The following is a 16,491-nucleotide window of genomic DNA, read 5'->3' on the forward strand; positions in this document are numbered from 1 at the left end:
TCTTCTCTCGATTCGAGAAACTCGACGCAATGTTCCTCGGCTTTCTCTGCTTCGTGCTGGTGGTTGATGGCCTTCGCAGTTTGTGTTAACAGGTCCTAAATCCGTGCGCAGCGCTGGTCTGACAAGTGCTGACAGCTACTTATTTTGATGATTTTGTCGTCGGGTAACTGACCGAGAGCACTTCCAGCATGCGCTGCCCCGCCGGGGTCTGCAGCGCCACCTCGTCACCCTCGCGCGCCTTGAGCAGGGCACGCGCGACCGGCGAAACCCAGCTCACCTGCTGCTGGCTGGTGTCCACCTCGTCAACACCCAGAATGGTCACGGTGCGCTGCTCGCCCAGATCGTCGGCGTAGGTGACCGTGGCGCCGAAAAACACCTGATCGCTGCCCGCGTGCACGCCGGGATCGACCACCTGGGCAATCTCCAGACGCTTGGTGAGAAAACGGATGCGCCGGTCGATCTCGCGCAGGCGTTTCTTGCCGTAGAGATAGTCGCCGTTCTCCGAGCGGTCGCCGTTGAGCGCCGCCCAGTGCACCACTTCCACCACCTTGGGGCGTTCCTCGTCCATCAACTGCAGCAGCTCGGCACGCAGCCGGGCATAGCCGCTGGTGGTGATGTAGTTCTTGCCGCCCGCCGGGATGGGCTGCGTGGCGGGGACGTCGTCTTCCTCGTCGCCGTCGCTTTCCTTGGTGAAGGCCTTGTTCATGCGCCCGTGTCAGCGTCCCTGGCGCAATTGCCATTCGGCGCGGTCCAGATCGTCGCGCGCGTAGGCGATGCGCCGGTCCAGGTCGCGCAGATCCGAGCGGATGCGCCGGCGCTGGTCATCGTCCTTGGCCCGGTCCAGATCGCGCTGGCGCGAAGTCTGCTCGCTTTGCAGGCGCCGCAGATTCTGCTCGGCGTCGTAAGCGCGACGCCCCACGCGATAGCGATCAAGAAAGCCGGCCTCCATCTGTGGCGGGCAGGAATTGCTGTAGGACCTGCCGTCACGACCCCAGCGGGCACCGTTCTGCGGCGTGCAGAACCGCACGATGCCGGCCTCCCAGCCACTCAGGTACAGCGGCTCATTGGGACGCACGCCGGCCTCGGCACAAGCTTCGCGGATGTCCTGCAAACGCGAGCGCGGGTAGCCGTCGAGTGCGTCGCGCATGCCCTGTTCGCCCCAGTTGGCGGTGCGGCATTCCTGCTCGCTCATCGCCGCGCATCCGCCCAGCAGGGCGGCAGCGCCCAGCAGCAGCGCACCCAGCGCCATGCGAGTCACCGCGTATGCAGCCATCGTCGCCCTCCCCGGTTCCGCGGACTCAGCGCACCAGCAGCACCGGCACCGTGCAGCGCGCCAGCACCTGCGTGCTGACGGAGCCCAGGAGGAGCTTGCCCAGCGCGCCCTGGCCGTGCGTGCCCATGACGATCAGGTCGTAGCCATCCGCCTCGGCCGTTGCAGCGATGGTGTCGCCAATCGGGCCAACCTTGGACAGCAGCTGCGCCTGCACGCCCTTGCGCTGCAGGAACGCCCGCACCGGTGCCATGACGCGCTCGGCTTCGTCGGCGTAGTACTCGTCCACCACCTCCTTGCTCAGCGCGGCACGGGCACGCGGCGGCAGCGGCGGCTGCACCGTGATGGCGCTGTACTGATGCCCCGGCCCCAGCATTTCATCGTGGGCTGCCAGGTAATCCAGCATTTTTTGCGTATAGGCGCTGCCATCGACAGCCAGCAAAATGCGCATGGTGTGCTTTCGTTGAAGGATCAGACGCCCAGGCGCTGCTGCAACGCAGCGCGCGTGGCCAGCAGCTGCGGCGGCAGATGGTGGGCGAGTTTGTCGAAGTGCGCATCGTGCAGCTTGAGCTCTTCGCCCCACGCCGCGTCATCGATGTCCGTGACCGTGTTGAACTGTGCCTGCGAAAAATCCAGACCCTGCCAATTGATCTCGCCATACTGCGGCGCAATGCCGAAGGCGGTTTGCTGCCCCTGCGCCTTGCCTTCGATGCGATCAAGCATCCACTTGAGCACGCGCATGTTTTCGCCATAGCCAGGCCAGACGAACTTGCCATCCGCTCCCTTGCGGAACCAGTTCACGCAGTAGATGCGCGGCAGGGTCGCGCCCGCGGCCTGCAGCTTTTTGCCCATGTTGAGCCAGTGCTGGAAGTAGTCGCTCATGTTGTAGCCGGCAAACGGCAACATGGCGAACGGGTCGCGCCGCACCACGCCCTGCTGGCCGACGGCGGCGGCGGTGGTTTCCGAGCCCATGGTCGCCGCCATGTACACGCCCTCCTGCCAATCGCGCGCCTCGGTCACCAGTGGCACGGTGGTGGAGCGCCGTCCGCCAAAGATCATCGCGTCAATCACCACGCCGGCCGGATCGTCCCAGGCCGCATCCAGCGCCGGGTTGTTGGTGGCCGCAGTGGTAAAACGTGCGTTCGGATGCGCTGCCTTGGCGCCGGTTTCCCTGGCGATCGCCGGCGTCCAGTCCTGGCCTTTCCAGTCGATCAGGTGCGCGGGCAGGCTGCCGGTATCCTTCTCCAGCCCTTCCCACCACACGTCGCCATCGTCGGTCAGCGCGACGTTGGTGAAGATCACATCGCGATTGAGACTCAGCATGCAGTTCGGGTTGGTCTGCATGTTGGTGCCGGGCGCGACGCCGAAGTAGCCCGCCTCGGGGTTGATCGCGCGCAAGGAGCCATCGGCCTGCGGCTTGATCCAGGCGATATCGTCGCCAATCGTCGTGACCTTCCAGCCTTCAAAGCCGGCCGGCGGCACGAGCATGGAAAAATTGGTTTTGCCGCAGGCGCTGGGGAAAGCGGCCGCGACGTGATACTTCTTGCCCTGGGGGTTCTCCACGCCCAAGATCAGCATGTGCTCGGCCAGCCAGCCCTCGTCGCGTCCCATCGTCGATGCGATGCGCAGCGCCAAACATTTCTTGCCCAGCAGCGCGTTACCGCCGTAGCCCGAGCCATAGCTCCAGATTTCGCGCGTTTCGGGGTAATGCACGATGTACTTGGTTTCGTTGCACGGCCAGCTTGTCCTGTCTTTTTCACCGACAGCCAACGGCACGCCCACGGTGTGCATGCAGGGCACAAAGCTGCCATCGGTGCCGATCACATCGTAGACGGCACGGCCCATGCGGGTCATCAGCTTCATGTTCACCGCGACATAGGCGCTGTCGGAAAGCTCGACGCCGATCTGCGCAATCGGGCTGCCCAGCGGCCCCATCGAGAACGGCACCACATACATCGTGCGGCCGGCCATGCAGCCATCGAACAGCGGCTGCAGCGTGGCACGCATCTCGTTGGGCGCCATCCAGTTGTTGGTGGGGCCGGCGTCTTCCTGCTTTTCCGAGCAGATGTAGGTGCGGCCTTCCACGCGGGCCACGTCGCTCGGGTCTGAGCAGGCAAGGTAGGAATTAGCGCGCTTGGCCGGGTTCAGTCGCTTGAAGGTACCGGCGTCGACGAGCTGCTGGCACAGAGTGTCGTATTCCTGCTGGCTGCCATCGCACCAGTGGATGCGTGCCGGCTTGCACAGCGCGACCATGTCGGCGACCCAGGCGATCAGCCGGGCATTCTTGACGTAGGCAGGTGCCTGGATCGGCAGGCCCTGAAGGGTGGGAGCATTCATGGGATGGACTTCCTGAGTTTGAAAACCGTTTTTTCAAAAACAGCGCCCTGCCGTGCGCATGCAAACGTCAGACGACAAGGCGCGATCTTTGAGAAAAAGGCTCTCGCCAGGCCGTCGGACTGCCGGCGGCCAGTTGCGGGAGATCGATTTTAGGAAGCCGATCGGACTTTGTCCGCACCTGCACCGGCAAATCCATGCAATCAATGCATGACAATATGCGTCGAACTTTGCAGACGCCCACAAAAAAGCCCCGCAAGGCGGGGCTTCTGGATGGCGATGCAAACGCCTAGCCGACGCTCACCGCAATCATCGCCAGGATGAAGATCACCATGGCGCCAAAGGCCGGAATGACCAGCGGAATCACCGATGTGACGGCTTCGATCGGATCGACATCGTGCGCCTGCTCGCCAGTGGCAACGGAATGATCGGACATGGTGGCTGCTCCTCTAAAGCCGGTAAATGGTATGCAATTGACCTGAGAGTGTAGCGCGAAGCAGCCATCGGCCCAAATCTTGTGGTCCCGACACGGCAGCGGATCACGCCCCCGCCACGCGCTGGAACAGCCCACCGGGCAGGCGTGCGACGCTGCCGTCCAGCTCCAGTTCCAGCAGCCGCACCTGCAGCGCAGCCGTATCCAGACCGGTTCGCGCAAGCAGGGTATCCAGGCTCGCCGGGTCAAAGCCCAGCGCCTGCAGCACCGCATCATCCGTGCCGCGGGCAAGGGCCGGCGCGGACGGCGCCGCGCGCGTCAGCGCGGCGGCAAGCTGCAGCTCTTCCAGAATGTCCTGCGCGGTCTCCACCAGCTTCGCGCCCTGGCGGATCAGCGCATGGCAGCCGCGTGACTGCGGCGCATGGATGGAACCGGGGATTGCAAACACCTCCCGCCCCTGTTCGCTCGCCAGGCGGGCGGTGATCAGCGAGCCGGAGGCAAGCGCCGCCTCGACCACCAGCGTCCCCTGCGACAGCCCGGAGATGATGCGGTTGCGACGCGGGAAATTCCCCGCCAGTGGCGGCGTGCCCAACGGGTATTCACTGACCAGAAGGCCGCGCTCGCGGATGCGTGCCGCCAGCGCCTCGTGAGCCCGGGGATAAACCTGATCCAGCCCGGTGCCCACCACCGCCAGCGTCGCTGGCGTGGCGCCGTCCGCAAGGACCGTGAGCGCCCCTTCATGGGCCGCCGCATCCACCCCTCGGGCCAACCCTGAGACGATGCTCAGGCCGGCTTCACGCAGCGCCTGGCCAAATTGGCGCGCGTTCAGCGCACCTTGCGCGCTCGGGTTGCGGCTGCCAACGATCGCGATGCTGTGCTCGGGAAACAGATGGCCGGCATCGAACAGCGGCGCCGCACCCTCCAGGTACAGCAGCACGGGCGGATCTTCCGTTTCCAGCAACTGCCGCGGATAGGCCGGATCGGCCAGGGTGAGGATGGCGCGCGATGCCGCAGCCTGCGTCTGCAGCCATTGCCAGGTACGCTCCACCAGCGGCTGCAGGGCGTCACCGCTGTGCGCCTGCAAGGCCTGCGCCTGGGCGGCGCTGATGCAGTCAACCCAGTCGTACATGGCATGGGCCAACACCTCCTGCGGCAAACCAAAGCGAGCCAGCAGGCGGCGCACCGCCCGCAGGCCCAGCCCGCGGGCCGTCGTCAGGCGCAACCAAGCCGCCAGCTCTTCACGCTGCATTGCGGCGCAGCCCGGCAAGGTTATTCCGGATTGACCAGGTGATCTCCCACCCGCACCGCATCCGTCACCCGCAGCAGCAGCACATAGGAAACGCGCTCAAAGGTGCGGAACACCATGGCACTGCCGTTGACTTCACTGGGCAGCTTGATGACCGTCTTGCGCTCGTCGGTCTTGTCCTTCACGCGCTCGCCGCCGCTGAGCACCGTGAGCACCTGCCCGACCTCGATGCCGTCCTGCATGCCGCGATTGATGGACACCACCTGGTTCTGCCCGGCATAGCTGACGGCTGCACTGCCGTACAGGGACACGACCTGGGCGTTGACAGGAACGGCGGGGGCATGCGGTACGTAGTTCACAAAGCCGCGCTTGGCCGCCGGCAGCAGGCGGTCGCCCGGGCGCACTTCTTCCCTGACGCGGGAGAGATCGACGGTGGCAGGCACGATATCCACCTGCACCTTGCCGTCAGCCACCGGGGTTTCCTGTTCGGATTCGCCGCGCACCAGCGATGCCTGGGCGACGTACTGGGCCTCGTAGCCCAGGATTTCCCCTGTGCCGGGGTCTTTCATCGGCACGGCTTTGCGGTACACGCGCCATTGGCGCGGGGTGTCAGTGGTCAGCGTCAGCGGGCTGCCGTCCGGCCCGCGCGCATACGCGCGGTCACCACTCGCGATGATGGAATGCTCGCCTCGCGTGGCAACGATGCGCGGTGCCTGCTCGAAGGTCAGTTCTTCCACCACCTCCGGCTCCACCAGGAAGGGCTCGATCAGCCCGGGCTTGAGCGTCGGCAAGGCGCTGTCGGCAAGGCTCTCGTAGCGGGTGCGCGGCGAGACGCGAATGGTCTCGTCGGCACCGCCAGTGCGCAGCCGTGCGTAGCCGCCCGACTTGTCCAGGTGCAGCGTCTGGCCCGGGTAAATCAGGTGCGGGTTGGCAATCGCCTGCAGGTTCATGCCCCACAGCTCGGGCCAGCGCCAGGGGCGCTTGAGATAGACCCCGGCAATCGCCCAGAGCGTATCGCCGGACTTCACCACGTAGGTATCGGGTGCATTGGCCGACAGCTCGGACACTGGCACGCCGCGCGCCGCGGTCTGCTGCGCCGTGGCGCGCTGCTGCGCGGTGATCGGAAACTTTTGCGCCCACGCAGCCCCCGAAGGCAGCACGCAGGCCAAGGAGAGCGCCATGGTGCAAGCCAGCGCTGCCGCGCGGCCCTGTGTGCCTGCCTCTGTCCGGTTGCCGTTTTCTTGCATGTCAGAATTCCCTCTTGCCTGCCGCGCCGCGTGTGCGAGCGCCCGCCCTGAGCACAAATCAAGAGAGATTCTCGACCCAAGCTCTTGATTCGGCAACGATTATTGCCCCTGCCAGACACTCTCGCGCCTGAAAGTTGCGAGAATAACGACATATTGACGCTGCACCATGGCCATTCTTCCCATCCTCCGCTATCCCGATCCACGCCTGCACAAGGTCGCACGCCCGGTGCAGACGGTCGATGCGCGCATCCAGACGCTGGTGGCTGACATGATCGCCACCATGTACGACGCCGACGGCATCGGCCTGGCCGCGACGCAGGTGGATGTGCACGAGCGCGTCATCGTGATCGACGTTTCCGAAACCCGCGACCAGCCGCTGGTGCTCATCAACCCCGAGACGCTCTGGCTCAGCGACGAGAAGCACGTGGGCGACGAAGGCTGCCTCTCCGTGCCCGGCATCTACGATCAGGTGGAACGCGCCGCTGCCGTGCGGGTACGGGCGCTGGACCAGAACGACAACCTGCGCGAGATCGAGGCCGACGGGCTGCTGGCCGTCTGCATTCAGCACGAGATGGACCACCTGATGGGCAAGGTCTTCGTCGAATACCTCTCGGCACTCAAGCGCGGACGCATCAAAACCAAGCTCATCAAGCAGCAAAAAGAACACCGGCAGCAGGCGGTGAATGCATGAGCGCAATCCGGCGCTTCACCATGGCATGCCTTGCCACGGTGCTGCTCGCCGGCTGTGCCGTCCCCCAATGGCTTGAGCCGGGTACGCCGCTGCAGGCGGTCGAGCAATCGATGGGGCGGCCTACGCAGACCGAGGCCCTTGCCGACGGCGGCATTCGGCTGCTGTACAGCCGCCAGCCGGCCGGGCAGCAGGTTTACCACATCGATTTTGATGGTCGCCACACGCTCGTTTCCGTCGCGCAGGTGCTGAGCGAGACGAGCTTTCAGCGGCTGCGGCCGGGCGTGGACACGCGCGCATCGGTGCAAGCATTTTTCGGCCCGCCGGCGCTGGTGGAGCGCGTTGCACGCTTTGACGGCGACATCTGGACCTATCGCTTGATGGAAAACCTCACGCCACGCCTTGCCCATGTGCACATCGATCCGTCCGGCGTGGTGCGGCGCGTGATGTTCACCGACGAAATCCTCGGCGAACCGGATCCGGGGCGCTGATCTGCCACGGGAGTGACGATGCGCATCGCCTTTGCCGGAACGCCGGATTTCGCTCGCGTGGCGCTGCAGGCGCTGCTGGATGCCGGGTTGGAGCTGGTCTTGGTGCTCACCCAGCCCGATCGCCCCGCGGGGCGCGGCATGCAGTTGCAGGCCTCACCCGTCAAGCAATGCGCCACCAGTCGTGGCATTGCGGTCGCACAGCCGCGCAGCCTGCGGCTGGACGGCAAGTTTCCCGATGATGCCCGGGCAGCGCACGCTGCCTTGGCTGCTGCACGGGCAGACGTGCTGGTGGCCGCCGCCTACGGCTTGATCCTGCCGGCCTGGGTACTGCAGATGCCACGCCATGGCTGCTTCAATATCCACGCCAGCCTGCTGCCGCGCTGGCGCGGTGCGGCGCCCATCCACCGGGCCATCGAGGCCGGCGATGCCCAGACCGGCGTGACCATCATGCAGATGGATGAAGGACTGGACACCGGTGCAATGCTGCTGCGCGAGGCACTGGCGATCGCGCCGCGCGAGACCACCGGCACGCTACACGACCGGCTTGCGACCCTGGGCGGCGTGCTGATCGTGCGTGCACTCAAGGAGCTGCAGCAAGGTGAACTGCAAGCCACCCCGCAGCCGTCCGAGGGCATCAGCTACGCCCACAAGATCAGCAAGGCCGAGAGCGCGCTGGATTGGTCGCTGCCTGCTGAAGTGCTGGAGCGGCGCGTACGGGCGTTCAACCCATTTCCCGGAACGCATACCGCGCATGGCGACGTCACCGTCAAGCTCTGGGAATGCGAAATTGATAGTAATTGTCGCAATGCAGACCAGCGCTGCGGCCATGTTTTGTATATAAATTCAAATGGGATAGGTGTTGCTTGCGGCGACGCTTCGGTGCTGCGCCTGACCGCCCTGCAGCGCGCCGGCGGCAAGCGACTGGCGGCGGGCGAATTTTTGCGCGGACACCCGATGGCCGTCGGCGACCGGCTCGGCGCTGCACCCGAATCCCGAGCGCCATGAACGCCTTTAGACAGGTGGTGCGCAGCCCGCATTTCCGGCTCGGCATGACCGACATGACCGGGCTGGCGCTGGGCATAGGCGCCTGGGGGCTGGTAACCGGCGTCGCCATGGTCAAGGCGGGAATGGGCGTGGGCATGGCCATCGTGCTCAGCCTCACGGTGTTTGCCGGCAGCGCGCAGCTGGCGGTGCTGCCGCTGATGGCAGCGAATGCGCCGCTGTGGGTCATCTGGCTCACCGCCACCTGCGTGAACCTGCGCTTCGTGATCTTCAGCGACCTCTGGCGCACCTATTTCGCGCACCTGCCGCGCTGGCACCGCGTCACCATCGGCTATCTCAGCGGCGACGTGATCTTCGTCGGTTTTCTGCAGCGTTTCCCCAAGCCCGAGCCGCAGGCGGAGCAGGTACCGTATTTCTGGGGTGCGGCAACGGTGCTGTGGCTTGCATGGCAGGTGGCATCGATCGTCGGCATCGTGGCGGCCAACGAAATTCCTTTGGAGTGGGGCCTGGGCTTCGCCGGCGTGCTGGCGCTGCTGGGGATTCTCATGGCCATGCTGACGGATAGGCCCAGCTGGCTGGCCACCGTCACCGCCGGCACCGCCGCGATTGCCGCGTACGCGCTGCCGCTCAAGCTCAACATCCTGCTGGCTGTCGTCGTCGCGGTCGCCGTGGGCCTGGCGGCGGAATCGCTGGAGCAGGCGCGCAAGCAGGCGCACGCCCATAGCAGCCCGGGAGGCACACCATGAGCCAACCGTGGTGGCTGATGCTGATCACCATTGCCGGGCTGGCCCTGGTGACCGTGGTCACACGCGCGTTTTTCCTGATTCCACAGCGCGAACTGCCACTGCCGCAATGGCTGCGCCGCGGGCTCAAATACGCACCCTTGGCGGCCATCGCTGCCGTCGTCGCACCCGAAGTACTCATCCAGCAGGGGCAGCTGATTGCGACTCTGGCCGACGCCCGTCTGCCCGCGGTGCTGGCTGGGGGTTTGTGGTACTTCTGGCGTCGCGGCATCCTGGGCACCATCGTCGTGGGCATGGTGGTCTACATGCCATTGCACTTATATTTTGGGTGGTAAGGCGCAATCCCTTTTGCGCCCGCCCCGCTTTATCCTCACTCCTGTATTGCGCCATGCACATTCTTCGCTTCTCCGACCTTTGCGCCAACGGCCAGGCCCGCGGCCAGCGCGTGTTCATCCGTGCCGACCTGAACGTGCCACAGGACGACGCCGGCCGCATCACCGAGGACACGCGCATCCGCGCATCCGTGCCCTGCATACAGATGGCGCTCGATGCCGGCGCCGCCGTCATGGTCACCAGCCACCTGGGCCGCCCGACCGAAGGCGCGTTCAAGCCCGAGGACTCGCTGGCGCCGGTGGCCCAGCGCCTGTCCGAGCTGCTGGGCCGCGATGTACCGCTGGTCGCCGACTGGGTGGACGGCGTGAGCGTGCAGCCCGGCCATGTGGTACTGCTGGAAAACTGCCGCGTCAACCCCGGCGAGAAGAAGAACAAGCCCGAGCTGGCGCAGAAAATGGCCGCGCTGTGCGACATCTATGTGAACGACGCCTTCGGCACCGCCCACCGCGCCGAGGGCACGACCTACGGCATCGCCGAATACGCCAGGACGGCCTGCGCCGGCCCGCTGCTGGCGGCCGAGATCGATGCCATTACCAAGGCGCTGGCGAATCCGAAACGCCCGCTGCTGGCCATCGTCGCCGGCTCCAAGGTATCGACCAAGCTGACCATTCTGCAAAGCCTGGCGAAGAACGTGGACGGCCTGATCGTCGGCGGCGGCATTGCCAACACCTTCATGCTGGCTGCTGGCTTGTCGATTGGTAAAAGCCTGGCCGAGGTGGATTTGCTGAATGAGGCCAAGGCGGTGATCGCCGCCATGGCCGCGCGCGGCGCGGAGGTGCCCATCCCTACCGACGTGGTGGTGGCCAAGACCTTTGCCTTTGACGCCCCGGCCACGGTGAAAAAAGCCACGGAAGTCGCCGACGACGACATGATCCTGGACATCGGCCCCGAGACCGCCGCCAAGTTGGCAACCCAACTCAAAGCGGCCGGCACCATCGTCTGGAACGGCCCGGTAGGGGTGTTTGAGTTCGACCAGTTCGCCGGCGGCACCAAAGCCATCGCCGAGGCCATCGCGCAATCGAGCGCCTTCAGCATCGCCGGCGGCGGCGACACCCTGGCGGCCATCGCCAAATACGGCATCACCCAGCAAGTGGGCTATATCTCCACCGGTGGCGGCGCCTTCCTGGAGGTGCTGGAGGGCAAGCAGCTGCCGGCCTTCGAGATCCTGCAGCAGCGCGCCAAGATACAGCCGTAACTTCTTGGCACGTGCGAACAAAACAACACAATTGAGGGTTTGCTCTCGCCAAATGCGCAGGTAGTGTTTGCCTTTCGCGCGTTCAGTGCTAAAAATCACGTTCGGGCCAATGGGATGCGCATGCATGCGCTCCGTGGCGTCATCAATTGAGGAGGGATCATGTCCTTGACCAAGGCTCTCACGTGGACCGCCGCCGCCAGCGCCGTCCTCGCGCTGATCGGCTGCGCCCAAGCGCCCATTCCAGTCGCCCAGAATTTCGAATACACCAGCCAGTACAAGGTGCGCTCGGCCGGGCATTGGGATCTGGTTGCGCGCGACGTCGCCGCCCAGACGCGCACCATGCTCGGTTCGGCAGGCGTGGCCGGCAATGTCCCGCTGCACGTTGTCGCACCGGTCAATCCCAGCTCCTTCGACTTGGGATTCCGCGATTTCCTCATCACCCAGCTGGTGCACGACGGTGCCAACGTGCGCACCGACCCAGGCTCCGCACTCGCCGTGACCTACAGCACCCAGGTGGTGCGCCACAACAGCGACCGGCCGCATTTCATTCCCGGCATGTTCACCATGCTCGCGGGCGGTCTTGCCGCGGCCTATGGTCTGCGACTGGAACATGTCGATGCCAAGATTGCCGCAGGCTTGGGCCTTGCCGTGGGCCTGGATTTTGCGAACAGCATCAATTCCGGCGGCCCGACGAACACCGAGCTGATTCTCACCACCACCGTCACGCGCGATGGGCAGTACGTGGCACGCAAGACCGACGTGTATTACCTTGAAAACGTCGATACGCCACTGTTCATGCGCCCCTCCTATTACCGTACCGTCAACATGAAGGTGGTATCGCAATGAAACATGCACTCGCACTGGGTCTGGTTGCCTCCGTCTTCGCCGCAGGTTGCGCCCAGCAGTCCGCGCAGATTCGCCCTGAACCCACCTACAAGCAAGCCGCCGAAGCGCCAATGCTGCAAAGCAGCCGCGATGCGGTGCAGCGCCTCTTGGCCGGCTTGGACATCGCCGCCACCGGTCCCGGGCCCGTGCTGGTGGCCACCGTGGTCAACGTCAACGACCTGAACCGTGCCGCCCCGCTGGGGCGCACGCTGTCCGAGCAATATGCCAACGCCATGGCCATGAGCGGCTTTGACGTCAAGGAAATCAAACTGCGCGGCGCGGTGTTCGTGAAGCAGGATGCGGGCGAGTTGCTGCTGTCGCGCGAAATCAAGGACATCGCACGCCAGCACAATGCGTCCATGGTCGTGGTTGGCACCTATTCTGCTGCCGCCAATTTCACCTACGTGAGCCTCAAGCTCGTGCGCATGGAAGACAGCCGCATCATCCGCGGCTACGACTACGCGCTGCCGGTGGACCGCGACGTCAAGCAGCTGCTGGTGCAGGCGCGCTGAAGCACTGCCGCCCACCGTCGCAAAAGCCGCCGTTGGCGGCTTTTTTGATGCTTGGCGGCGGCATGCGCGTCAGAACCGGGTGAGCAACGCCTGGCGCAGCAGCCGCGAAGCGCGGTCACGGATGTGCAGCGGACTGAACCCTGGCAGGGAGCGCTGGCGCGCACGCCTGCAGGCATCCAGAAAGTCGTTCAGGATGGGCGTGTCGTCCAGCGTCACATCCGCACGGGCGCGAAATTCCGGATGCCACTGGGTAGCCGCGATATAGCCTTTGCCATGGCGCGCGGTGCGCCGGATCGCCTCGGGCACATGGTCGGGCGTGCTCCAGGCCTCGATCGTGAAACCCGGCGCCAGCTCCTTGATGCCCTGATGGTGGATGCTGTTCACCGTCGCCAGCGTGCGTCCGGGGTACAGGCGCGCGAGGCGCGTGCGCGGCACGATCTCGATGCTATGCACGTTGCGGTCGTAGCTCTCGGCATCGCGATGGTGCTGGGCGCCGGGCACCTGCGTCTCTATGTCCTGGTAGAGCGAGCCACCGAACGCCACATTGATGATCTGCAGACCACGGCAGACGCCGAAAATCGGCTTGCCCGCCTGCTCGAAGGCCTCGATGACCGCCAGATCGTAGAGATCGCGCACGCGGTCGCCTTCCCATTCGGGCCTGAGCGCAATCTCGCCGTAATGTCCCGGCCAGACATCGGCCCCGCCGTGCAACACCACGCCATCGAGCCACTGAGCGTAGTGCTTGAGCGTCACGTCGCCGCGCGCCGTCTCGCCTGTCGGGCACGGGACGACAACCACCAGCGCGCCGGCCGACATGATCCAGTGCGCAATCGATTGCTCGATGTACTGCAGCGTCTTGCCGGTGAACAAGTGGCGCTGGGGATCGGCATGGGAAAAACAGGCGGATAGCCCAATCTTGAGGCGCAGCGGCTCGGTCATGGTCAGGGTTGTAGCACTGTCAGCGTCCGGCCGCTCAGGGCATTGCACTTTCTGCACGCACTGTTGCTTTTACAGCCATGCCGCCGGGGTAAGCTAGCGCCTGAACGCCCCGCAGGGGGCCATATGAAAGGAGTCCAAGATGCAAGTGCATGTCCACGCCGATCGGCAAATCCAGGGCGGAGAATCGCTCGCCCACTGGGTCGAACAGGAAACGCTGCAGCGCCTCGCCCGTTTTCGCGAGCAAGTCACGCGCATCGAGGTGTTTCTGAGCGACGAAAACGCAAGCAAGCCGGGCGACAAGCGCTGCCGCATGGAAGCGCGGCCCGCGGGGCTGCCGCCCGTCACCGTCACGGCCACGGCCGACAAGGTGGCCGATGCCTTCACCAGCGCCACGGAAAAGCTGCAGCGGGCGCTGGAAGCCGACATCGGGCGCGGCAAGAACCACAAGGGCAGCGACACGATACGCACCGCTGACGGGGGTTGAGCGTTCAGAGTTGTGCGTTGAGCGTGGAAAGCGGCGGTGCGCCAGCGACCGCCCACGCTAAACGCCTGACACTCAACGCCGAACCTCTCTCAAAACGGAATATCGTCTTCCATGTCGCCGAAACCGGCCGCCGCACCGGGCGGCTGCGGTGCGGGAACAGGCGCCCGCGCCACGGACTGCATCGGCGTGGCCGGGCGTGCCGGCGCTGCAGGCGCGCGTCGGGGCGCCTCAAAGCTGCTGCCTTCGCCAAAGCCGTCATCGTCGGCATAGCCGCCTGCGCCGCCGCCTTGGCCCTGGCGGCTGCCCAGCATCTGCATCACGTCCACACGAATTTCGGTGCTGTAGCGCTCCTGTCCATCCGGCGTCTGCCACTTGCGCGTACGGATGCTGCCTTCCACGTAGATCTGGCTGCCCTTGCGCAGATACTGGCCCGCGATCTCGGCGAGCTTGCCGTTGAACACCAGACGGTGCCATTCGGTGTGATCGCGCTGCTCGCCGGTCTGCTTGTCACGCCACTTGTTGGTCGTCGCCAGCGTGACGTTGGCAACCTGGTCACCGCTGGGGAAGGAGCGCATCTCGGGGTCGCGCCCCAGATTGCCGACGAGAATCACCTTGTTGACTGAAGCCATGGGAATTTCCTTGAAAGTAGCCCGGGCAATGGCGCAGAGAAGCCCGGGCCAGATTGCGTTGTGCGGCCCCTGCCAGACCGCAGGTGCGCAGCATAGCCGTATTGGCGAGTGGCGGGAACCGCCCCCCCGGAGAATTTCAACGCCCGCCGGCGCGCGCGACGGGCTTGAGTGACCGGGTCCACGCCAGCCAGGCCAGGCTGACCAGTGCGGTCGCAATGAACAGGCCCTTGTCACCGCCCCATTTCACCAGCGCCCCGCCGACCGCACCGCCCAGAAACAGCCCGATCGACTGCAGGGTGTTGTAGGTGCCCAGCGCCGCGCCACGCAGGTTGTCGGGCGCCATGCGCGAAACCAGGCTGGGCTGGGTTGCCTCCAGCACGTTGAAGCCGCAGAAGAACACGAACAGCATCCCGCCCAGCACCCACAGGGATGGCTTGCCGCCTCCTGCGGCCAGCAAGCCGAATCCGATCTGCGCGACGACGACGAGCGCGATGGAGAGCAGCAATGCACCGCGCAGCTTGCCGCGGCGCTCCATGGAGAAAAGTCCACCCATCGCAATCAGCGACAGGACGATGGCCGAGAGGTAGATCTGCCAGTGCTGCGCCTTCGGCAAGCCCGCCTGCACCAGCATCGCCGGCACGGAAACCCACATGGCCATCTGCACCGTGTGCAGCGCGCAGACGCCGAAATTCACCCGCATCAGATCGCCGTGGCGCAACACCTCGGAATATTTGCCACGCGGCGCATCCGCATGCTGGCGCGGCTCGGGCGGCACCACCCACAGCACCATGGCGATGCCCGCAAGCGTCAGCGCAAACGTCAGCCCGAACAGCCCCGAGAGCCCGATCCAGGCCGTGAGCAGCGGCGCCAGCACCAGCGCGATGGCAAACATCATGCCGATGCTGATGCCCACGAGCGCCATGGCCTTGGTGCGCACCACCTCGCGCGTCTGGTCTGCCAGCAGCGCCGTAACGGCCGCCGACACCGCTCCCGCACCCTGAATCGCCCGCCCCAGCAACAGCCCCATCAGCGTATCGGCCAATGCCGCCACCAAGCTGCCGATGGCGAACACCACCAGCCCGGCGACGATGATGCGTTTGCGTCCCCAGCGATCCGACGCCATGCCCAGCGGCAATTGCAGAAAGGCCTGCGTCATGCCATAGGCACCCATGGCCAGGCCGACCATCGCCACATCTTCGCCACCCGGGTACTTGCGCGCCTCCAGCATGAAGACGGGCAGCACCAGAAACAGCCCCAGCATGCGCAGCGCAAAGATCAGCGCCAGGCTGATGCTGGAGCGCCGCTCGGTGGCGGTCATGCGGAAGTAGACATCGGCTCAAACACCCGCACCGCCAGACGTCGGCCGAGGCCGCGTATTGTCGGTCATCACCAATGCAGTCCGCAGAAAAGCTGGAAAACGCCAACCGATTCGGTGCATCCACCTCAGCGCCCCGCTGGCGCGCCTCACCAGCTCAGACTCAGGCGTGGGCAAATTCCAGAGGAGACTGATCCGGGTGAATAGCCTGGCTGCGGTGCGCAGCAGAATGGTTCTTATAGGTGGCCCAGTCAGGTACATACGCGTCGGCCTGGTCCCCCCACGTGACCCATCGCGGGCGCGAGCCGCGCGCGAACATTTCCAGAAAGGGGCCTGGGCTGCACGCCTCCACGATGTCGTAGAACTCATCGGGCTTGCGCGAATGTTCACGCTTTTGCGTCTTGAGGATATTCACCTGCCTGCGGCCTGGCGCCAGGGTTGGGGCGTTCTTGCCACGCGTGCCGAACAGGACCAGTTCCGTGGTGTTGCGAAATTAAAAGCCCACGCCCCGCCCGTCGGCGGCCTCCATCCTTGCGGATTTTGTGCCAGACGAGGTTGGATTTGTACTGAAACCCCCAAGCCTGCATCAGGTCGTGTCCCATCCCGTGGTGTAAGACCCCAGCCCGGACCGGCTGAGATACACGCTACTCAGCGTGCCACAGCGGGCAGCCGAGTCGGTGCAGTA

At 65.3% G+C, this 16,491-nt stretch carries 19 protein-coding genes and 1 pseudogene; 9 read left to right on the forward strand and 11 right to left on the reverse strand.

Features of this window, described 5'->3' with window-relative positions:
• Nucleotides 1-139: 139 nt before the first annotated feature.
• The 7 genes from greB to ABS45_RS16610 form a co-directional block, all read right to left on the reverse strand.
• Nucleotides 140-706: a transcription elongation factor GreB gene (gene greB, locus ABS45_RS16580; protein ID WP_291557698.1), complete on the reverse strand. Its 567-nt coding sequence runs from the start codon at nt 704-706 to the stop codon at nt 140-142.
• A 9-nt stretch (nt 707-715) separates the two neighbouring features.
• Nucleotides 716-1,273: a DUF2799 domain-containing protein gene (locus ABS45_RS16585; RefSeq protein ID WP_291557701.1), complete on the reverse strand. Its 558-nt coding sequence runs from the start codon at nt 1,271-1,273 to the stop codon at nt 716-718.
• A gap of 25 nt (nt 1,274-1,298) precedes the next feature.
• Complete coding sequence (locus ABS45_RS16590) at nt 1,299-1,721, reverse strand: universal stress protein (protein ID WP_291557702.1); 423 nt, start codon at nt 1,719-1,721, stop codon at nt 1,299-1,301.
• A gap of 20 nt (nt 1,722-1,741) precedes the next feature.
• Nucleotides 1,742-3,607, reverse strand: a complete 1,866-nt coding sequence (locus tag ABS45_RS16595) for a phosphoenolpyruvate carboxykinase (GTP) (RefSeq protein WP_291557705.1) — start codon at nt 3,605-3,607, stop codon at nt 1,742-1,744.
• Between the two features lie 286 nt (nt 3,608-3,893).
• A complete protein-coding gene (locus tag ABS45_RS16600; RefSeq protein WP_291557708.1) occupies nt 3,894-4,040 on the reverse strand; it encodes a hypothetical protein in 147 nt (48 codons plus the stop codon).
• Nucleotides 4,041-4,143: 103 nt separating this feature from the next.
• Nucleotides 4,144-5,286: a DNA-processing protein DprA gene (gene dprA / locus ABS45_RS16605; protein ID WP_291557712.1), complete on the reverse strand. Its 1,143-nt coding sequence runs from the start codon at nt 5,284-5,286 to the stop codon at nt 4,144-4,146.
• A 20-nt stretch (nt 5,287-5,306) separates the two neighbouring features.
• On the reverse strand, nt 5,307-6,530 hold the full coding sequence (locus ABS45_RS16610; RefSeq protein WP_291557714.1) for a LysM peptidoglycan-binding domain-containing protein: 1,224 nt from the start codon (nt 6,528-6,530) through the stop codon (nt 5,307-5,309).
• A gap of 166 nt (nt 6,531-6,696) precedes the next feature.
• Here ABS45_RS16610 and def point away from each other — a divergent pair, with 166 nt between their 5' ends.
• From def to ABS45_RS16650, 8 genes are all read left to right on the forward strand, one after another.
• Complete coding sequence (gene def / locus ABS45_RS16615) at nt 6,697-7,221, forward strand: peptide deformylase (RefSeq protein WP_291557717.1); 525 nt, start codon at nt 6,697-6,699, stop codon at nt 7,219-7,221.
• On the forward strand, nt 7,218-7,709 hold the full coding sequence (locus tag ABS45_RS16620; protein ID WP_291557720.1) for a hypothetical protein: 492 nt from the start codon (nt 7,218-7,220) through the stop codon (nt 7,707-7,709). Before def ends, ABS45_RS16620 begins: the two co-directional genes overlap by 4 nt.
• 18 nt (nt 7,710-7,727) lie before the next feature.
• Complete coding sequence (gene fmt / locus ABS45_RS16625; RefSeq protein ID WP_291557723.1) at nt 7,728-8,714, forward strand: methionyl-tRNA formyltransferase; 987 nt, start codon at nt 7,728-7,730, stop codon at nt 8,712-8,714.
• Nucleotides 8,711-9,457, forward strand: coding sequence for an AzlC family ABC transporter permease (locus tag ABS45_RS16630; RefSeq protein ID WP_291557726.1), 747 nt, complete (start codon nt 8,711-8,713; stop codon nt 9,455-9,457). Before fmt ends, ABS45_RS16630 begins: the two co-directional genes overlap by 4 nt.
• Nucleotides 9,454-9,789, forward strand: coding sequence for an AzlD domain-containing protein (locus ABS45_RS16635; RefSeq protein WP_291557729.1), 336 nt, complete (start codon nt 9,454-9,456; stop codon nt 9,787-9,789). The genes ABS45_RS16630 and ABS45_RS16635 overlap by 4 nt, the downstream gene beginning before the upstream one ends.
• A gap of 53 nt (nt 9,790-9,842) precedes the next feature.
• Nucleotides 9,843-11,042: a phosphoglycerate kinase gene (locus ABS45_RS16640; protein ID WP_291557732.1), complete on the forward strand. Its 1,200-nt coding sequence runs from the start codon at nt 9,843-9,845 to the stop codon at nt 11,040-11,042.
• Between the two features lie 159 nt (nt 11,043-11,201).
• Nucleotides 11,202-11,888, forward strand: a complete 687-nt coding sequence (locus ABS45_RS16645; RefSeq protein ID WP_291557736.1) for a hypothetical protein — start codon at nt 11,202-11,204, stop codon at nt 11,886-11,888.
• Entirely contained in the window at nt 11,885-12,439 is a 555-nt protein-coding gene (locus ABS45_RS16650; protein WP_291557739.1) for a FlgO family outer membrane protein, read from the forward strand. Before ABS45_RS16645 ends, ABS45_RS16650 begins: the two co-directional genes overlap by 4 nt.
• Before the next feature lie 69 nt (nt 12,440-12,508).
• Here the strand turns inward: ABS45_RS16650 and ABS45_RS16655 are convergent, their stop codons facing one another.
• A complete protein-coding gene (locus tag ABS45_RS16655; protein WP_291557743.1) occupies nt 12,509-13,378 on the reverse strand; it encodes a type 1 glutamine amidotransferase in 870 nt (289 codons plus the stop codon).
• Between the two features lie 139 nt (nt 13,379-13,517).
• On the opposite strand from ABS45_RS16655, the gene ABS45_RS16660 reads away from it, so the two are divergent.
• Nucleotides 13,518-13,862 carry an HPF/RaiA family ribosome-associated protein gene (locus ABS45_RS16660; RefSeq protein ID WP_291557746.1) on the forward strand — a complete coding sequence of 115 codons (345 nt, stop codon included), beginning with the start codon at nt 13,518-13,520 and terminating at the stop codon, nt 13,860-13,862.
• Nucleotides 13,863-13,951: 89 nt separating this feature from the next.
• Here the strand turns inward: ABS45_RS16660 and ssb are convergent, their stop codons facing one another.
• The 3 genes and pseudogenes from ssb to ABS45_RS16675 all read right to left on the reverse strand — a co-directional run.
• A complete protein-coding gene (ssb, locus tag ABS45_RS16665; protein WP_291557749.1) occupies nt 13,952-14,491 on the reverse strand; it encodes a single-stranded DNA-binding protein in 540 nt (179 codons plus the stop codon).
• A gap of 136 nt (nt 14,492-14,627) precedes the next feature.
• A complete protein-coding gene (locus ABS45_RS16670; RefSeq protein WP_291557752.1) occupies nt 14,628-15,809 on the reverse strand; it encodes an MFS transporter in 1,182 nt (393 codons plus the stop codon).
• Between the two features lie 160 nt (nt 15,810-15,969).
• Nucleotides 15,970-16,396: pseudogene (locus ABS45_RS16675) on the reverse strand (MT-A70 family methyltransferase); the annotation flags it as partial.
• Nucleotides 16,397-16,491 lie beyond the last annotated feature (95 nt).

Origin of the sequence: Comamonas sp. SCN 65-56 (assembly GCF_001724135.1) — a bacterium.
Classification (GTDB): domain Bacteria; phylum Pseudomonadota; class Gammaproteobacteria; order Burkholderiales; family Burkholderiaceae_C; genus Comamonas_C.